Origin of the sequence: Parvularcula marina, from assembly GCF_003399445.1 — a bacterium.
In the GTDB taxonomy this organism is placed as follows: domain Bacteria; phylum Pseudomonadota; class Alphaproteobacteria; order Caulobacterales; family Parvularculaceae; genus Parvularcula; species Parvularcula marina.
Genome location: NZ_QUQO01000001.1, coordinates 2,862,035 through 2,877,646, shown reverse-complemented (window position 1 = coordinate 2,877,646; position 15,612 = coordinate 2,862,035). Strand labels below are relative to the sequence as shown.

Annotated in this window: 14 protein-coding genes; 9 read left to right on the top strand and 5 right to left on the bottom strand. The window is 59.5% G+C overall.

The genetic code is table 11. The features are described from left to right. The first annotated feature begins 12 nt into the window (after positions 1-12). The 4 genes from DX908_RS13790 to DX908_RS13775 all read left to right on the top strand — a co-directional run bounded on the left by DX908_RS13790 (position 13) and on the right by DX908_RS13775 (position 5,295). Complete coding sequence (locus tag DX908_RS13790) at positions 13-1,359, top strand: hypothetical protein (protein WP_116392877.1); 1,347 nt, start codon at positions 13-15, stop codon at positions 1,357-1,359. Continuing rightward, the gene (locus DX908_RS13785) at positions 1,356-2,747 is read left to right on the top strand and encodes an acyl-CoA reductase (RefSeq protein WP_116392876.1); all 1,392 of its coding nucleotides are present in this window, start codon (positions 1,356-1,358) and stop codon (positions 2,745-2,747) included. Before DX908_RS13790 ends, DX908_RS13785 begins: the two co-directional genes overlap by 4 nt. Further along, positions 2,734-3,576, top strand: coding sequence for an SDR family NAD(P)-dependent oxidoreductase (locus tag DX908_RS13780; protein ID WP_116392875.1), 843 nt, complete (start codon positions 2,734-2,736; stop codon positions 3,574-3,576). The genes DX908_RS13785 and DX908_RS13780 overlap by 14 nt, the downstream gene beginning before the upstream one ends. 78 nt (positions 3,577-3,654) lie before the next feature. Next, on the top strand, positions 3,655-5,295 hold the full coding sequence (locus DX908_RS13775; protein WP_116392874.1) for an MFS transporter: 1,641 nt from the start codon (positions 3,655-3,657) through the stop codon (positions 5,293-5,295). 6 nt (positions 5,296-5,301) lie between these two features. Here the strand turns inward: DX908_RS13775 and DX908_RS13770 are convergent, their stop codons facing one another. Next, a complete protein-coding gene (locus tag DX908_RS13770; protein ID WP_158548796.1) occupies positions 5,302-6,255 on the bottom strand; it encodes a flavin reductase family protein in 954 nt (317 codons plus the stop codon). 197 nt (positions 6,256-6,452) lie between these two features. On the opposite strand from DX908_RS13770, the gene DX908_RS13765 reads away from it, so the two are divergent. Next, positions 6,453-7,982 carry an aldehyde dehydrogenase family protein gene (locus DX908_RS13765; protein WP_199564720.1) on the top strand — a complete coding sequence of 510 codons (1,530 nt, stop codon included), beginning with the start codon at positions 6,453-6,455 and terminating at the stop codon, positions 7,980-7,982. Positions 7,983-8,012: 30 nt separating this feature from the next. Here DX908_RS13765 and DX908_RS13760 read toward each other — a convergent pair whose 3' ends face one another. Beyond that, the gene (locus tag DX908_RS13760; RefSeq protein WP_158548794.1) at positions 8,013-8,600 is read right to left on the bottom strand and encodes an isochorismatase family protein; all 588 of its coding nucleotides are present in this window, start codon (positions 8,598-8,600) and stop codon (positions 8,013-8,015) included. 1 nt (position 8,601) lies between these two features. Continuing rightward, positions 8,602-9,366 (bottom strand): SDR family NAD(P)-dependent oxidoreductase, encoded by a 765-nt coding sequence (locus DX908_RS13755; protein WP_158548792.1) that lies wholly within the window; start codon positions 9,364-9,366, stop codon positions 8,602-8,604. Positions 9,367-9,523: 157 nt separating this feature from the next. On the opposite strand from DX908_RS13755, the gene DX908_RS13750 reads away from it, so the two are divergent. From DX908_RS13750 to DX908_RS13735, 4 genes are all read left to right on the top strand, one after another. Next, positions 9,524-10,042, top strand: a complete 519-nt coding sequence (locus tag DX908_RS13750) for a nuclear transport factor 2 family protein (protein ID WP_158548790.1) — start codon at positions 9,524-9,526, stop codon at positions 10,040-10,042. Next, a complete protein-coding gene (locus tag DX908_RS13745) occupies positions 10,042-10,875 on the top strand; it encodes an SDR family NAD(P)-dependent oxidoreductase (protein ID WP_116392869.1) in 834 nt (277 codons plus the stop codon). The genes DX908_RS13750 and DX908_RS13745 overlap by 1 nt, the downstream gene beginning before the upstream one ends. A gap of 119 nt (positions 10,876-10,994) precedes the next feature. Then, on the top strand, positions 10,995-11,399 hold the full coding sequence (locus DX908_RS13740) for a plasmid mobilization protein (RefSeq protein ID WP_116392868.1): 405 nt from the start codon (positions 10,995-10,997) through the stop codon (positions 11,397-11,399). Then, on the top strand, positions 11,400-12,776 hold the full coding sequence (locus tag DX908_RS13735; RefSeq protein ID WP_116392867.1) for a relaxase/mobilization nuclease domain-containing protein: 1,377 nt from the start codon (positions 11,400-11,402) through the stop codon (positions 12,774-12,776). Positions 12,777-12,997: 221 nt separating this feature from the next. Here the strand turns inward: DX908_RS13735 and DX908_RS13730 are convergent, their stop codons facing one another. Continuing rightward, positions 12,998-15,394 carry a hypothetical protein gene (locus tag DX908_RS13730; protein ID WP_116392866.1) on the bottom strand — a complete coding sequence of 799 codons (2,397 nt, stop codon included), beginning with the start codon at positions 15,392-15,394 and terminating at the stop codon, positions 12,998-13,000. Then, positions 15,387-15,608, bottom strand: coding sequence for a hypothetical protein (locus tag DX908_RS13725; RefSeq protein WP_116392865.1), 222 nt, complete (start codon positions 15,606-15,608; stop codon positions 15,387-15,389). The genes DX908_RS13730 and DX908_RS13725 overlap by 8 nt, the downstream gene beginning before the upstream one ends. Positions 15,609-15,612 lie beyond the last annotated feature (4 nt).

Here is a 15,612-nt window from a genome sequence, read left to right as displayed (position 1 = left end):
CGGAGAAACGCCATGAATGCGCGCCAGACATTGCTGGACAAGATCGCCGATCCCGCCCTCTTCGAATGGGACCCGGATGAAGTCGAGGCACTTCAACTCGAAGCGGCGCGCGAAGTGTTCGCGGAACGCCGCCAGCAGATCCCCGTCCTCGACCGCCGCGCGCGCGATGTCGGCATCGAGTCGATCGAAAAGCTCGAAGATCTCGTCCCGCTGCTGTTCTTTCATACAACGTATAAGTCATATCCGTCGAGCTTCGTTGAAAAGGGCAAGTGGAAGCACATGCTCCAATGGCTGACGACTCTGTCGACGGCCGATGTCACGGATGTCGATGTTGAAGGGGTGGAGACCGTCGATGACTGGATTGCCCGCCTCCGAGCCGCGGGGCACCGCGTTCTGGCGACCAGCGGATCGTCCGGGAAAGTGTCATTCCTCAACCAGTCCGAAGGCGATTATCAACGCAAGAAGCGTCACTTCACGAAGACCATGGGCTGGCCCTTCGTCAAACCTGCGCAGGACCGCCCTTTCTTCTCGATCGGCCCGAGCAAGGGATTTAACAGCGCAGTTGAGGCCTCGAACATTCAGGCGGAAATCTGGGGTCGCGAGGGGGACATTCACTTCCTGACCGATGACCCGCTTCTAATCGCGGATGTCAGCGCCGGCGCGTCGCTCCGAACCCGGATGGCAGCCGGCACGGCGACCCCATCAGAGATCGAGAGCTTCAGAGAGAAAACCGCCCAGCAGGGTACACGAATGAATGAGCGGCTCACTGAGCTGGCTGAAATGATCATCGCCAAGCGCAAGGAACCGGTATTCGTCGCGGCCCTCTGGGCCCAGCACATGATGATCATCGAGCGCGCCCGCGAGCTGGGCGTTGGTGATGGCGAATTCCATCCGGACTCGGTCGTCGCTGCCGGCGGCGGGGTGAAAGGGGTGAAGCTGCCACCTGATTACAAGGAACAGGTGACGGCCTTTTACGGCAATGTTGTCCGGCCGATGGGTTACGGTATGACAGAAATGGCACAGCGCTGGCCTGCTTGTGAACACAAACGGTATCACCGTCCGCCCGGCCTCATCATGCTGCCGCTCGAACGCGAAGGCGAACGGCTCCTGACCCGTGAGGACGCGAAAGACGGTGTTGTCGAAGGCCGCTTTGCTTTTCTCGACCTGCTGTTCGACGGCCGCTGGGGCGGCATTATCTCCGGTGACAAGGTTCAGGTCGATTTCGGCCGTTGCCCCTGCGGGCGGCCGGGGCCAACCCTGCTCGATACGATCACCCGCTACGCCCAGCCCGGTGAAGACGACCATATCGGCTGTGCAGGGACGATTGATTCTTACGTGAAAGGAGCGTTGACCCAATGACCGCTCTCGCAGAAACGCAAACTCCCGTCCAGATCGACCATGTCATCAAGGGAGAGACCATCTCCACCCCCGGAACTGTCTTCGGTTCGGGGGTCCATGCTTTTACCACTCCGCCCGTCGATCCGAATGAACTCGTCTGGTCTCGGACGGAACAGCCGCCACTGGCCGATACGCCGCTAGAGGAAATCATGGATGTTCTCGAGGCCGTCGGCGACCGGCTGACCCGTGACACGGCTGGCTATCTCGCCGAGGCGTTGGAGCGGAATGCCGTCACCAACCCCCTGCCCCGCGACCTGCTGGAGCGCGCCTATAAGAGCTTTGTCAGGGTCTTTAACCGTGACCTGATGAATTATCTGGTCGACACCGAACTGGGCGGCCGTGACGCGATTGATGGATGGCGGGAGACAACCAGCCCGAGCGGCAGATCTGTGCGGTTGCGTGCTTACCCCCCGCGCATCGTTCACGTTCTGGCTGGCAATGGGCCTGGCACTTCTGCCCAGACACTAGTCCGCGGGGCGCTGGTCAAGGGCGTGCATCTTCTCAAAATGCCGTCCAATGATCTTTTCTCGACCCCGGCAGTGCTCAAGACCCTCGCAAAGACGGCACCCGGCCATCCGATCACGAAATCCTTCTCGACCGCCTATTGGCGGGGCGGTGACGAAACGATCGAGCCGCTCCTATTCCGGCCGCAATATTTTGACAAACTCGTTGCCTGGGGCGGTGAAGCGGCCATCCGCAATGCGGTGAAACATATCGGCCCCGGTTTCGAACTGATCAGTTTTGATCCGAAGACGTCGATTTCCATGATCGGCCGCGAAGCCTTTGAGAGCGATGCCAGCATCCAAGCCGTCGCGGACCTCGCCGCCAATGACGCGACCATCCTCAACCAGCAGGCCTGTGTGTCGAGCCGCATCCAGTTCGTCGAAGCCAGTCAGGAGGACGCCGACCGGTTCTGCGAAGCGCTTGCCGTGCGGCTCGGCACCGAGCGGGCCTTCTCATCCGCCGCCCCATGGCCGGTGCCGCAGGACATCCGCGAAGAGGTCGATGGCCTCCGGATGCTTGAGGATTTCTACCGGGTCTGGGGCGATTATGAAGGCGCCGGGCTGGTCATCCGCTCGGATGAGCCGGTTGATTTCCACCCGGACGGCAAGGTCGTGAATGTCGTCCCTGTCGAAAACCTTGCCGATGCCGCCCAGCATGTGACCGTCGCCACACAGACGGTCGGCGTCTGGCCGCGCGAGCGGAAAGCTGCCTTGCGGGATATTCTCGCCGCGCGCGGGACCCAGCGGGTCGTTACCCTCGGCAGTGCCCCGCCGGAACTCGGCCTGCCGCATGATGGCTTTTATCCGATGCAGCGTTTTGTCCGGTGGGTGAATGATGAAGACTGATCTTCCGCGCCGTTGCCTGATTACCGGTGTCTCGGGCGGTCTGGGGGCCGCCATGGCCGAGCGCGCCTTCGCCCGCGGCTGGCAGGTCTTCGGCACCAGCCGCTCGCAATCTGTCGTCGACAAATTCGTCGCTGATGGCGGTGAGCTCGCCTCCGGCGGCGCCTGCGATGTCACCGACCCGACCTCGACCGACCGGATCGCCAGCCAGGCCGCCAAGGCCATGGGCGGCATCGATCTTGTCATCAACAATGCGGGCTATTGCCTCGCAGGTCCCTTTGAAACCCTGACCCCCGAACAGGTTCAGGATGAGATTTCCGTCAATCTCATCGGCACGCTCAATACCTGCCGGAGCGTCCTGCCACACCTGCACGAGACAGGGTTCGGACATATACTGAACATCTCTTCGCTGTCCGGTGTCATCTCCTTTCCGGGCATGACACTCTACACCGCCTCGAAATTTGCGGTCACGGGGTTCAGCGAGGCGCTGGCAAAGGAACTCGCTCCCCACGGCATCCATGTCACGGCCGTTGCCCCGGGGGGATTGCGCACCCGCTTTGCCGGCGAAAGCCTTGTCATGGGCAAGCGGGATGTCGCGCCCTACCGCAATATGGTCTCGGCCATGAAGGAGCGGTTTGCCGCGTCAGACGGCAATCAGCCCAATGATCCGTATAAGGCGGCTGAGGCTATCCTCTCGATTGCCGATATGGAGGAGCCGCCCTTCAATGCTGCCATCGGTGTTGATGCCTTTGATCGCGTCGAGAACGCACTTGAAGAGCGTCAGGCGGATTTTGCGTCCTTCAGGCCCTATGGCGAGAATACCGGCATTTGACCATCGTGCCGATATATCCCATCAAATGTGCAAGGCGGAGGTTTGGCCGCGAGAAAAGCTGAAGGAAATTCATTCCCTATGCCAGGGCAATATTGGCAAGCCGCAGGTTCCTGGTTTGCATCATGGCGGAAGTCTACGCTCAGTCCCCTGAGTTACCCGATGTTCCGGGCGCTCTGGCTCGCCGCGATTGCCTCGAATTTCGGCACCATCATCCAGATGGTCGGTGCCTCATGGGTCATGACGACCATGACGTCGTCGCCGGTGATGGTCGCCTCGATCCAGACCGCCGCAACCTTGCCGATCATGCTGCTGGCGCTTCCCGCAGGTGCCTTGGCCGACACGGCCGACAGGCGCATCATGATGCTCCTGTCCCAGATCATCGGGCTTATCTCCGCGCTGATCCTCGCCATCCTCGCTTTCGCAGGCCTTTTGTCTCCGGTCGTGCTTCTCGTGCTTACGGGCTTCATTGCCAGCTCGATCGCGCTTCACCAGCCCTCATGGCAGGCGACCTTCGCCGATCTTGTTCCCCGCAAGGATCTTCCGGCCGCCATCGGCATCAACTCACTCGCGTTCAATATCGCCCGCAGTTTTGGTCCGGCGCTGGGCGGTTTCGTGCTCGCGATTGCAGGCGGCGCGACCGCCTTTGCGCTCAATGCCGTCTCCTTTCTGGGCCTGATCTTCGTGCTGCTTGCGACAAGGCTGCCCCCGCGGGATCAGACATTGCCGGCAGAGAAGCTCGGCAGCGCCATGCGGGCGGGCCTGCGCTATGTGGCGATGTCCCCGACGCTCGCCAGCACGCTCTTTCGGGGAGGATTGTTCTCCCTCGGCGGCAGTTCGATCTGGGCACTTACACCCCTGATCGCGCGGGACCAGCTGACGGGCGGACCGCTGACCTATGGCATGCTGCTCGGCTCTTTCGGGCTCGGCTCGCTTGTCTCAGGCCTCGGGGTTTCCTTTGCTCGCGAGCGGCTGGGCAGCGAAAAGGTCGTTCTCTTCTCCAGCTTTGCCTTCGCGGTGGGAACCGTCATCATCGCCTTCAGCCACTTGCTGGCGCTTTCAATGCTGGCGATGGCCATCTGCGGGGCCTCATGGATCTTCAGTCTTGCGACGATCTCGACCTGCGTGCAGCTTCACAGCCCGCGATGGGTCGTCGGCCGCGCCGTCTCGATCAGTCAGGTCGCCATGATCGGCGGCATTGCAGGCGGGGCCTTTGTCTGGGGGCAGATTGCCACCAGCGCCGGGCTGACCATGACGTTTCTTGGCTCCGCTGGCTTCCTCTTCGCCTCCCTGACCGCCAGATGGTTTGCCCCCCTGCCCGGTACGGATGAAACCGACCTCACCCCGCAGGAGCCGATTGATATCGCGCCGCCGCGTGTGCATCTCGAAACCCATACCGGTCCGGTCATCATCGAGGTTGAATATCAGGTGGCCAAAGAGCTAGGTCCGGAATTCGTCTCGGTGATGCGGGAGTTATCACGTCTGAGGCGGCGGGACGGTGCGCTCGGATGGAGCCTCCAGCAGAATCTCGACAATCCCGAGCGCTGGGTCGAGCGGATCGTCAGCGCGACCTGGCTCGATCATGTGAGGCGCGCGAACCGCAGCACCAAGGCCGATGCGGATCTCAAAAAACGCGCCGCACAGTTCCATGCGCCGGAGGGAACGCGGATCCGCCGCATGGTGGAACGGCCTGCCGGTTCCATGCCGATCGAGTGGGATTAAGGTCCCTCAACCGCGCATACTGAAGATTAGGCGGCGCAGGAGCTGGTGCAGCAGCAGCGCCTCGGCATAATCAAGTCCGGCCTCCGCATTGGTCTCCACCGACTTGGCTTCGGCTTCCAGCTCCATCAGGACCTGTCGGCCTTTCTCGGTCAGCGACACGCCCTCCCCGAGGGAGACTAGCCCTTCCCCAGCCAGCCGGTCGAGGACGTCCTTCGTTACAAGTTCTTCCCTGAACCCCAGTAATTTATTGAGCCGGGCGGCATCCCTGCCGCTCTCCGCACCAACCATGTTCAGTGTCCAGAAGTCCGCCTCATTGAGGCCTCTCGCCTGTAAGTGAGGGTCGAGATTTTCAACGAGATGCCGATACGCCACCCCCAGCAGCATGTTCAGCGCATTTTTCTGAACGATCGGCGCGCCGCCCGCATCATCATCCCGGGGCCGGTTGGGATGAACGGCTTTCTCATAGGCCAGCGCATATTTGCCGCCATGAAAGGCCAGCACCGGTTCCTCGCGCCGGTCAAAAGAGAGAACCTCGCCGACGATGATCAGATGGTCCCCACCCTCATAACGATAGGCGATCCGGCAGACGAACCGCGCCGCACACTCCCTGAGCAACGGCACATTGCCGATCCCCCGTTCGACTCCGAGGCCCGCAAAGCGGTCAATGTCCGGCGTCGCAAAGCGTGTGGCCAGATCTTCCTGCCGCGCGGTCAGGACGTGGACGGCAAAATGTTCGACCTCATCGAACGCCTGCCTGCTGGAGGCGCTGTTCGACAGGCTCCAGAGCACAAGAGGCGGATCGAGGGACACCGAATTGAAGCTGTTCACGGTCAGGCCGATATCCCGCCCGTCCTCCGCCTGCGTCGTCATCACCGTCACCCCGGTCGGAAAAGCGCCCAATGCCTGACGAAAGGCACGGGGGTCGATGGAACGGCTGGACGGCGGATGGTTTTCGGACATTTGAGGCCTGACTCTTCTTTCGCGGGCGGGCATCCTGAAACGGGTGCGGCAGAATGCCGAGAGAGACCCCGCTTTTATCGCTTGCGCGATAAAACAGGCCCCGGACCTATCGCGTTGGCGATGACGAAGCTGTCTCTACGCGCAAGCCTTTGCGACCGGCGCCATTTCCGCCAAGTTGCGCGCCGAAGAGGTATACCATGTCAGAACAGAACCCTCCGATTGCCGAATGGCGCATGTTGATCGATGGCGAGCTGGTGCCGTCCTCGTCCGGAAAGACATTCGAGAATATCAATCCCTATACCGAGGAATCAATCGGTGTCACCGCCGATGGGACGAAAGAGGATTTCGAACGCGCAATTCTCGCCGCACGCCGGGCCTTTGACGAAACGGACTGGAGCACTAACCACGCCTTCCGTGCAAAATGCCTGCGGCAACTCAATGAGGGGTTGACCCGGCATCTCGATGAAATCCGGCCTTTGCTGGTCAGCGAGGTCGGCACGGCGGTATGGCTGACACGCGATACTCTTCTTGATGTGCCGGTCGCCCGGCTGCGCGATTTTGCCGATATGGCAGAATCCTATCCTTATGAGCAGGAATTGCCGGAACTCGATTTCCGCGGCGTGGTCAGCAAACGATATCAGCGGCGCGAACCGATGGGCGTTGTAGCGGCAATCATCCCATGGAATGGCCCGTGGGGCTCGGGCCTTGGCAAGATCGGGGCTGCCCTTGCCGCCGGTAATACCTGTACTTTGAAACCCTCCCCCGATGCGCCCTGGTCTGCCACCATTGTCGGGCGGATCATCAAGGAAGAAACGGATATCCCCTCCGGTGTGATGAATGTCGTGACGTCCTCGGATAATCTGATGGGCGAAGTCCTGACGACGCATCCGGATGTCGATTTCATCGGCTTTACCGGTTCCGCCCCGAATGGCCGCCGGGTTGCCGCCGCCGCGTCCGGCACGCTCAAGCGCATGCTGCTCGAGCTGGGCGGCAAGTCGCCCTATATCGTTCTGCCGAGTGCGGACATTCAGGCAGAAGCCGCCATGGCAGCAAAACTCATCTGCACCAATGCCGGCCAGGGCTGCGTTGCGCGCAGCCGGCTGCTCCTGCCGCGTGAGCGCTATGAGGAAGGGGTCGAGGCCGCGGCAGCCGCTATGGCTGAGATTACCTATGGCGATCCCGCCGATCCGAATAATTACATGAACCCTCTCGTCTCAAAGCATCACCGGGACAATGTGCTCAGCCACATCGAAGCAGCGCGTAAGGACGGTAACCGCATCGTCCATGGGGGCGGCATTCCGGCAAGCCAGCCCAAAGGCTATTTCGTTGAACCCACGCTGATTGCAGACGTCAAACCGGACGACCATATCGCCCAGAATGAAGTCTTCGGGCCGGTCCTCGCGGTCATCGCCTATGACGATATCGACGATGCTGTACGGATCGCCAATAATTCCGACTACGGTCTTTCCGCCAGCGTCTCAGCTGCAACCAATGAAGAAGCAATCGCCGTCGCCGAGCGGCTGCGCACCGGCACGGTCAGCATCAATGGCGGCGTGTGGATGCATATGGATGTCCCCTTCGGCGGCTACAAACAGAGCGGGATCGGCCGGCAATTCGGCATTCAGGGCTTTGAGACCTATCTTGAAACCAAGGTCTTCGGCATCGCGACCGGCACAGCTTCAGAGAGCCTTGCCTGGGGAGATCCCGGAGAGAAAAAGGCGTCCTGAAGCGGCGCCTTTATTTCCCGCCGGCGACGATCAGCCCAAAGCCGCGAGCACGTCCTTTGTCGATCTGACAAGACCGAGCCGTGGAAAGATCGTCTGCAGGACATAATCATGGGCATCGGGTGTGAACCCGCCCATCCCGTCCGAGACTAGGATCTGGGAGTAATTATGCGCATAGGCCTCGCGGGCCGTCGTATCGACGCCGATCTCCGTGACGAGTCCTGTGACGATCAGGGTTCTGATGCCGCGACGGCGAAGATGCGTGTCGAGATTGGTGCCGTGAAATGCACCCCAATTATATTTGTCGACGACAAGGTCTCCCTCTTTGGGGCCCAACACCTCGGGGATTGTCACCATTTCGTCCGTCAACTGGAATGAGGAGGCAAAGCCCTCCTCGACCATAATATCTGGGTTCGGCGGTTTGGCCGCGCCGCCATGCCCGACCCGCACGAGGACGACATGCATCCCCTGTTTGCGGCAGGCATCGGCAAGGGCGACCGCATTTTTGAGAACCTGCGCGCCCGGCGTCGGGTGAGTATCAAAACCGACCGTGAAGTTCTGAAGATCAACGACCAGCAGCGCGGTCGTTGTCGGGTCAATATCGAGGTTGCCTGCGGTCATATCAGTAATCCATCGTCCGGTAGCCGCCGCCATTGATCATCAGGGTCTGGCCATTCACGCCTGAGGCACTGTCCGAACACAGATAAAGGATCGTGTCGGCTATCTCTTCTTCTTCCATATAGCGGCCGATCGCCGTCACCTTGGGCAGATCGCTATGGGGCGGCGCCTCTTCCCCAGCCACGCGGCGAAGCGCCGGGCCCGGATCACTGACAAAGCCTGTCTTCTGGACATGGACGATACCCGGCGAGACTGAATTGACCCGCACGCCCCGCTTTGCCGCCTCAAACCCCAGCGTCCGGGACATCAGCGCGATCCCACCCTTGGCCGCGGCCTGCACGGCCAGCCCCTCTACCGGGAAGAACGCGCCATCCGCCGACATGGTCACGACGGCGCCCTTGCCCTTGGTATACATGACGCGCAGCGCTTCCTGACAGCAGAAGAAAGCCCCTCGCAGATTGACATTGACGAAGCGGTCCCAGTCCTCCGGCGTGATATCGAGCGTCTCGCCCCGCCAGGAATAGCCGCCGATCAGCGCCGCCGCATCGATCGTGCCGAACGCCTCGATCACTTGGGCAAAGGCGCGATGGATGCTCTCTGGATCCCCCAAATCGAGCTCAACGGCAATCGCCTTGCCGCCCTCTCCCTCGATCAGACTAACCGTGCCTTCATTCCCCTCCCGATGAATATCGAGACAGGCGACACGCGCGCCCTGTTTTGCAAATTTCCGGGCGGTGGTCCTGCCAATCCCGCTGGCAGCCCCCGTCACGACGACGTTTTTTCCATTGAATGTCATGCGCGTGAGCATAGGCGGATACGCGCCATTTGCCGATTCACCGCGGCGAACTTATCGCCACGGCGAACTTCGCCCTTTATGCAGGGGCCGGGACTGGAAAAATCAGCGCACAGCGAAGAGGATGCGCGCCATGACTCAAGATGACCGCCTGACGGCGCTTCTCGCCCGCGACCAGATCCGCGACCTGATCCTCGATATCGCGACCGGCGTTGACCGTTTTGACCAGGACCTGCTGCGCCGCGCGATCGCGCCCGACGCCCGGATCGATATGGGCGGCGAGAGCCCGATGACGGGCGCCGCCTTTGCCGACGCCCTCTCCCCGCCGGAGAAGGCGCCCGCCGGACGCACCCATTTCATCAGTAATATGCGTGTCCGCCTCGACGCGGCGGGCGAGACGGCAAAAGCGGAAAGCTATGTCCTCTCGATCATGCAGGTTGAGCGCGACGGGGACCCTGTGACACGCCAGCGCGCGGGCCGCTATCTGGACAGTTTTGCCTTGCGGGACGGGAGGTGGCAGCTCACCGCCCGTCTCTTCATTGACGAATGGGCACGCATTGATCCGGTGACTGAGGTTCTGGCCACCGGCAAGAACCGCGCCGCACCCTGCCCCACAGATGGGCGTTATGCTTTCTGGGAAGAGGCCGTTTAATGACCAAAGACCTTTCCGGGCTGACCGCCATCGTCACCGGCGCAGGGGCTGGCCCCGAGGCTGCACCCAGCATCGGTGATGCCATCGCCCGCCTGCTCGGTCGTGCCGGTGCCACGGTCGCCCTTCTCGATATCGATGAAAAAGCCGCCGAAAAAACCGCCGTCCTGATGAAGGAAGACGGCGCAAGGGGTATTCCAATTCATGCCGATGTCACCGATGAAGTAGCCTGCCGCGAGGCCGTCGGCAAAGTCATGTCAGACTGCGGACGGATTGATATCCTCGTTAATAATGTCGCCATCGGCCAGGGCACGTCTCCGACACAGATCGTTGAAGCGGATTGGGACCGGGCGATGGCCGTCAACGTCAAATCCGTCCTGTTCATGTGCAAGCATGTAATCCCTGAAATGTCCGCTGGCGGATCGATCGTCAATCTGTCTACCACGGCAATTGAGACCCCCTCCGCCTCGACCGCCTATGGCGCAACAAAGGCCGCAGTTGAGGCGATCACCTATGAAGTCGCCATGCAGCACGGGCCCGACGGAATCCGGTGCAATAATGTCCGGCCCGGCGAAGTGTGGAGCGCGATGATCGAACGCGGCTGCCCGACGCCGGAGGCGGCAGAGGCAAAACGCGAGCAGCGCAAGGCTCGCACGGCGCTCCTTTCCGAGAGCAGCTCCTGGGATGTCGCCGAAGCCGTCCTGTTCCTTGCCAGCCCGGCCGCCCGTTTCATCACAGGGCAGACGATTGCCGTGGATGGCGGCGCCGCACTTTTGCGGCCCGACCCCAACTGGCGGGAAGATAGGTGCTATTGGAAGGCTACCAGCCAGTCATAGATTTATGGATGTAAAATGGCGCACTCAGGCGGAGTGATTTCGAATGAATTGTTCGAGGTCCTGTCCGACTGGGAAGCGCAGTTGCTGGCCGCTAATCTTGATCTCGACGGGGGCGACCAATGAGCGAAGCCCGCCTCCCCTTCAATGAAACCGCCAAGCCGAAAAAGAAACGACCCGCGCCATTGTCCTTACGGGTGACGGAGGAAGAGCGCGCCCTCCTCAAGGAACTGGCCGGGCGACGCTCGGTGAATGCCTATATCCGCGATAAGGTCTTCGCCGACAAAGCCAGCCCCCGCCGCAGCTATCGGATGCCGCGTCCAGATGAAGCCGCCATCGGCCAAGCGCTGGCCCGGCTGGGGCAGTCGCGGCTTTCGTCCAATCTCAATCAGATCGCCAAGGCCGCCAATCTCGGCACACTGCCGGTGACGTCGGAGCTGGCGAACGACCTCGCGGCGGCCTGCGCGGATATTCGTATCATGCGCAAAGAACTCATCGCGGCTTTGGGGCTCAAGGCGCAAAACTGAATGATCCTTGTCGGCAATCAGCGCGGCGGGGCCCAAAGCCTCGCCCGGCATCTCCTCTCGCCGGATAACGAGCATATCCATGTGCATGAGATTTCCGGCTTCACGGCGGAGACCCTGCCGGGGGCCTTTAACGAGGCTTATGCGGTCTCGCGGGGGACGCGCTGCAAGCAGTTCCTCTTTTCTCTGTCGCTGAACCCGCCCGAAGGCCGGGCAGTGACCGATGAGGAATTCGAGCAAGCCGTCACCAAAGCCGAAATCCGGCTCGGCCTCACCGGCCAGCCGCGCGCCATCGTCTTCCATGAGAAGGAAGGCCGCCGCCATTGTCATGCGGTGTGGTCGCGCATCGATGCCGAAGAGATGAAGGCCATCCCGCTCTCCTACTCGAAGAGCAAATTGCAGGAAGTCTCCCGCGAGCTTTACCGCGACCATGGCTGGCAAATGCCCCGTGGACTGATGGAACGCGGGCAAGCCGATCCGCGCAATTTCACCCTCGACCAGTGGCAGCAGGCAAAACGCATGGGCCGCCATGCGGGCGATTTGAAACGCGCCATGCAGGATGCGTGGGCGGTCTCCGATAGCCGCGAGGGGTTCGTAGCGGCTTTGCAGGATCAGGGGCTCAAACTCGCCAAGGGTGACCGGCGGGGCTTTGTCGCCGTTTCCTATGAAGGCGAGGTGCTGGCTGTCTCCCGCTATGTCGGCAAGAAGGCCAAAGAGATTGAAGCCCGGCTCGGCAAACCGGCGGAGCTGCCCTCGGTCGAAGACACCAAGCGCATGATGGCCCGCGAGATGACGCCGGTCATGCAGGGTTATCTTCGTGAAGCTGAGAAGCGGTCGGACGAACGAATGAAACCGCTCCTCGCCCGGAAGGCCGAGCTGACGAAACGCCATCGCACCGAACGGGAACAGCTTCGCCAACACCATGAACAGCGAGTACAGGCCGAGGCCCAGGACCGCGCCTCAAAGCTGCGGTCGGGTCTCTTCGGCCTGTGGGATCGCGTCACCGGCAAGCGGGCGAAGGTAGTACAGGAAAATGAGAGGCAGGCAGAAGCGGCCAGACAGCGCGACGCAACCGAACGCGCCAAGATGATCAAGCGTCAGCTTCACCAGCGGCACATGCATCAGATACCGATCAAGCAGGAACGCGGGCGGCGCGTAAAGGAAATGACTCAAGTCCACCGCGAGCTTGCCCGCTATCGCAAGGAAGGACGCGAACCGCCTCCAGCCGAACAACCAAGGCAACGTGATACGCGCAGCCCGAAGGACATCTTCGCCGAGCGGGTCAACCGGCGCAGCGAGCAGCTTTCGCGATTGCGGGAGAGGCAGCCACGGACACCCCATCGTCAGCGTCCGGATCGCGGCCCCAGCCTAGATCGATAAAGAGGGTTGCCCTGCAACCCTCTGCCATTCTGGCGAAGAATGGGGGTAGCAAGGGCAAGGAGGCTCCGAACGAGGGGCCCCGCCCCAGCGGGGAGACGTTTGGATGCCATGCCCGCGCGAGGGGCGAAGCCCCTTAGAAAATGCGCAAGGGATCGAAGCCGAATGGTCGAGACAGCTTGCTGGATCGGTTCACGCGAGCCTGGTTCAATGGATGCGCCAAATCAAGACTTCCATGGAATTTTTGATTTGCCACATTTGCATGAGATAGCTTTCTCACCGGGAACATCTATCTCTGCGCGGATATGGCGGTTGCAATGCTTACAGACAAAAAGAGCTATGAGCTTCTCAATATCTTCGATCAACACATCAATATCTTCACCGACAATTTTGTCGGCATTGTCGTGAGATACTAGGTTTGCGATGAGGGCCGAGCCTGCCAGATCGGAGAAAATTTGTGTATCCAGCAGATCGGGCGATTTGTCCTTAAGTGTTGACCGCAGTGCGCTGATCAATTCATCAGACATTCGCTTTTCATTATTGTCGTTGAACCGGAAGGGCACTTTTACCTCAAGAGCCAAGCAGATGTTCTTCAGAGCAAGCTCAAGTAGTTTCCGCAGGTCATTGGTAACGTCCTCTTTGCCCTTCTTTTCTTCGATAATTTCTTTCAGTGTCGCGGGGCTATTCTCGAGAAGGATTCCGTTGGTACCGTCGGACCGGACCTCATGAAATATCCAGCCATATTGCCCCATTTCTCTTTTGATGATGTCAAACCAGATATTCTCGTGTGTAAGGATGATAATTTGCCAATCGGAGAACTCGTCGCGCAACAGGCGTAAGAGCCTGCGACGATGCGATGTGTCGAAGCTTGTGACGATATCATCCAGCACTAGGAACTTGGCGTGCTTGTTGAAAATGCGAGCGTTGGCGAGGAACAGCACCACGCCGAGACTATTGAGGTGACTTTCACTTAAATATTTGCGTGGGGGCTGGGTCTGCTTCCCATGGAAGGTGTACTCGAACTCGACGCCTTCATCACCGACCATAGTCAGGCGCACCTTATCCACGCTTTCCTTGGGGTGCAGTGCCTTGTAGAACTTCCCGACATCATCACTGATGGTATCCAACACGGCTTGAAGCGCCCCGTTTTGAACCTTGATAAATGCATCCAGCATCGAGGAAAGAGTAATGATTTGGGCTTCGTAAACACCCTTTATGTTCTGATAACTCTCGAAGTCGTTCACCTGATCGCTAACGGTCTTGAGCTTAGTCAACGCAGCGGCGACTTTCTTCTCCAGTTCCGAAAGCTGTAGTTTCTTCGCAGCTTCCTCGGCTTGCTTCGCTGCCTTTTGAGATTCTGAACGCAACGCCTTCAGTTCGGAATCGAAATCGGCGGGGGCCTGAAAAACCTTTTTGTCATCAAAGGCGGATTTCAGTTCTTTCAGATAGTCGCGCAGCTTAAGGCGCGCAGATTTGGCAGCCTCGATCAGCGATGAGAAATCTTCCAAATCAGCATACGTCTCAATGATCGTTTTCGTCTTGACGCCCGCATTGGTCACGGTCTCGGCAAGAGCATCCTTGAGCGTGCCCGCTTCATCAAGCTGCTTTTGTAACGCTTCCAGTAATTCAAGGCGCTTGCCGACCTCTTCTTGAAGTTGGGCAAGCTCATAGGGTTCCAAACAAAAGGGGCACTGCGGGTCAATAAAGACCTTATCGTCTAGAACGGCCTTGCCGCGCGTCAGAAAGTCACTAAGCCGAAGCTTGTTGACGTTTTCGCTCTCTTTAGCGAGGGCGTTGAATTTGTCCGTAAATGCCGCGGCATCATTCCAGAGTTGATCAAGGTCTTTGGAGAGATCACCGCAAGCTTTCTCAAGCTGCGCGAGTCGTTCTGCCAGTCGTATCTTTTCTTCACTGCTGCCCTGTCCTCGCAGCTCTTCTGAAGCTTCAGCGTAGGAATCTTCGTCCTTCACTTCTGTCTTAAGCTCGAATGGCTTCATGAGCTTTGCAGCTACGTCAAAGAACGCTTTTCTGTTAGGGACTACCTGCTCTACTTCTGCAATCATTCCCGATTGAAGGCGTTGAATCTGCTGTTTTGCTGTCGTGTATTCAGTCTCTTTTTCAAGCTGATTTTTCGTTTGCAAAATGACGTTTCTAAATTTCGTGATTTCGCTATAGCCAATAATGTTGGCAATCGCCTCGCGCTTGCCACCTTTTGTTTTATCGAGAAAGCTAACAATATCGGCGTGCCTGAGAAAAATATTGTCACCTTTCAGGTCGGTAACAAGCTTCTCCGCATCATCGTTGGCAAAGGTGGCTGAGGTCTTCAGCGCGTCGGAGAGCGCCTTGGTTCCGTTACGGTCGGCGCCATCAAAAACCAGTTCTACGCTGCTGGGCTTATTGTCGGCCAACACATTGCGGAGCGCATCCTGCTTGCAGTCTTCCCGCCACAGGTGGCCTACGCGATCATGAATGAACCACTCAAGGGCATCTGTTATCGTGCTCTTGCCCGATGCGTTTTCTCCAAAGATGGCTACACTCTTCATTTTCTTTGAAAAATCGAGCGGGAGATCAAAGCGTGCACCGCGAAAACGAGAGACAGTAATCTTGCGAACTTTAGTCATCACCGGGCTCCCCTCCGCTCGCCAGGTCAGCCGTGATCGCGGCCTTGCGTGCCTCTTCCAACTTCCGCAGAAGCTTTACCTTGCTAAGATCATCTTCCTCCCAAAGGGTATTGATAGAAGCGACAGTGTCTGCGTCGAGGGATTCATCCTTGGCCTGAGTGTCTAGGAAATCGGCAATGACTTCGGAGGCAGTCTTTATGTTTTCGGTGGCCAAGGCT

What these genes read in the sequence shown, in the direction of transcription:
- DX908_RS13775 (WP_116392874.1), top strand. Translation starts at nt 3,655, where the DNA reads ATGCCAGGGCAATATTGGCAAGCCGCAGGTTCCTGGTTTGCATCATGG.
- DX908_RS13735 (WP_116392867.1), top strand. Translation starts at nt 11,400, where the DNA reads ATGATCCTTGTCGGCAATCAGCGCGGCGGGGCCCAAAGCCTCGCCCGG.
- DX908_RS13730 (WP_116392866.1), bottom strand. Translation starts at nt 15,394, where the DNA reads ATGACTAAAGTTCGCAAGATTACTGTCTCTCGTTTTCGCGGTGCACGC.
- DX908_RS13760 (WP_158548794.1), bottom strand. Translation starts at nt 8,600, where the DNA reads ATGACCGCAGGCAACCTCGATATTGACCCGACAACGACCGCGCTGCTG.
- DX908_RS13750 (WP_158548790.1), top strand. Translation starts at nt 9,524, where the DNA reads ATGACTCAAGATGACCGCCTGACGGCGCTTCTCGCCCGCGACCAGATC.
- DX908_RS13780 (WP_116392875.1), top strand. Translation starts at nt 2,734, where the DNA reads ATGATGAAGACTGATCTTCCGCGCCGTTGCCTGATTACCGGTGTCTCG.
- DX908_RS13740 (WP_116392868.1), top strand. Translation starts at nt 10,995, where the DNA reads ATGAGCGAAGCCCGCCTCCCCTTCAATGAAACCGCCAAGCCGAAAAAG.
- DX908_RS13785 (WP_116392876.1), top strand. Translation starts at nt 1,356, where the DNA reads ATGACCGCTCTCGCAGAAACGCAAACTCCCGTCCAGATCGACCATGTC.
- DX908_RS13765 (WP_199564720.1), top strand. Translation starts at nt 6,453, where the DNA reads ATGTCAGAACAGAACCCTCCGATTGCCGAATGGCGCATGTTGATCGAT.
- DX908_RS13790 (WP_116392877.1), top strand. Translation starts at nt 13, where the DNA reads ATGAATGCGCGCCAGACATTGCTGGACAAGATCGCCGATCCCGCCCTC.
- DX908_RS13770 (WP_158548796.1), bottom strand. Translation starts at nt 6,255, where the DNA reads ATGTCCGAAAACCATCCGCCGTCCAGCCGTTCCATCGACCCCCGTGCC.
- DX908_RS13745 (WP_116392869.1), top strand. Translation starts at nt 10,042, where the DNA reads ATGACCAAAGACCTTTCCGGGCTGACCGCCATCGTCACCGGCGCAGGG.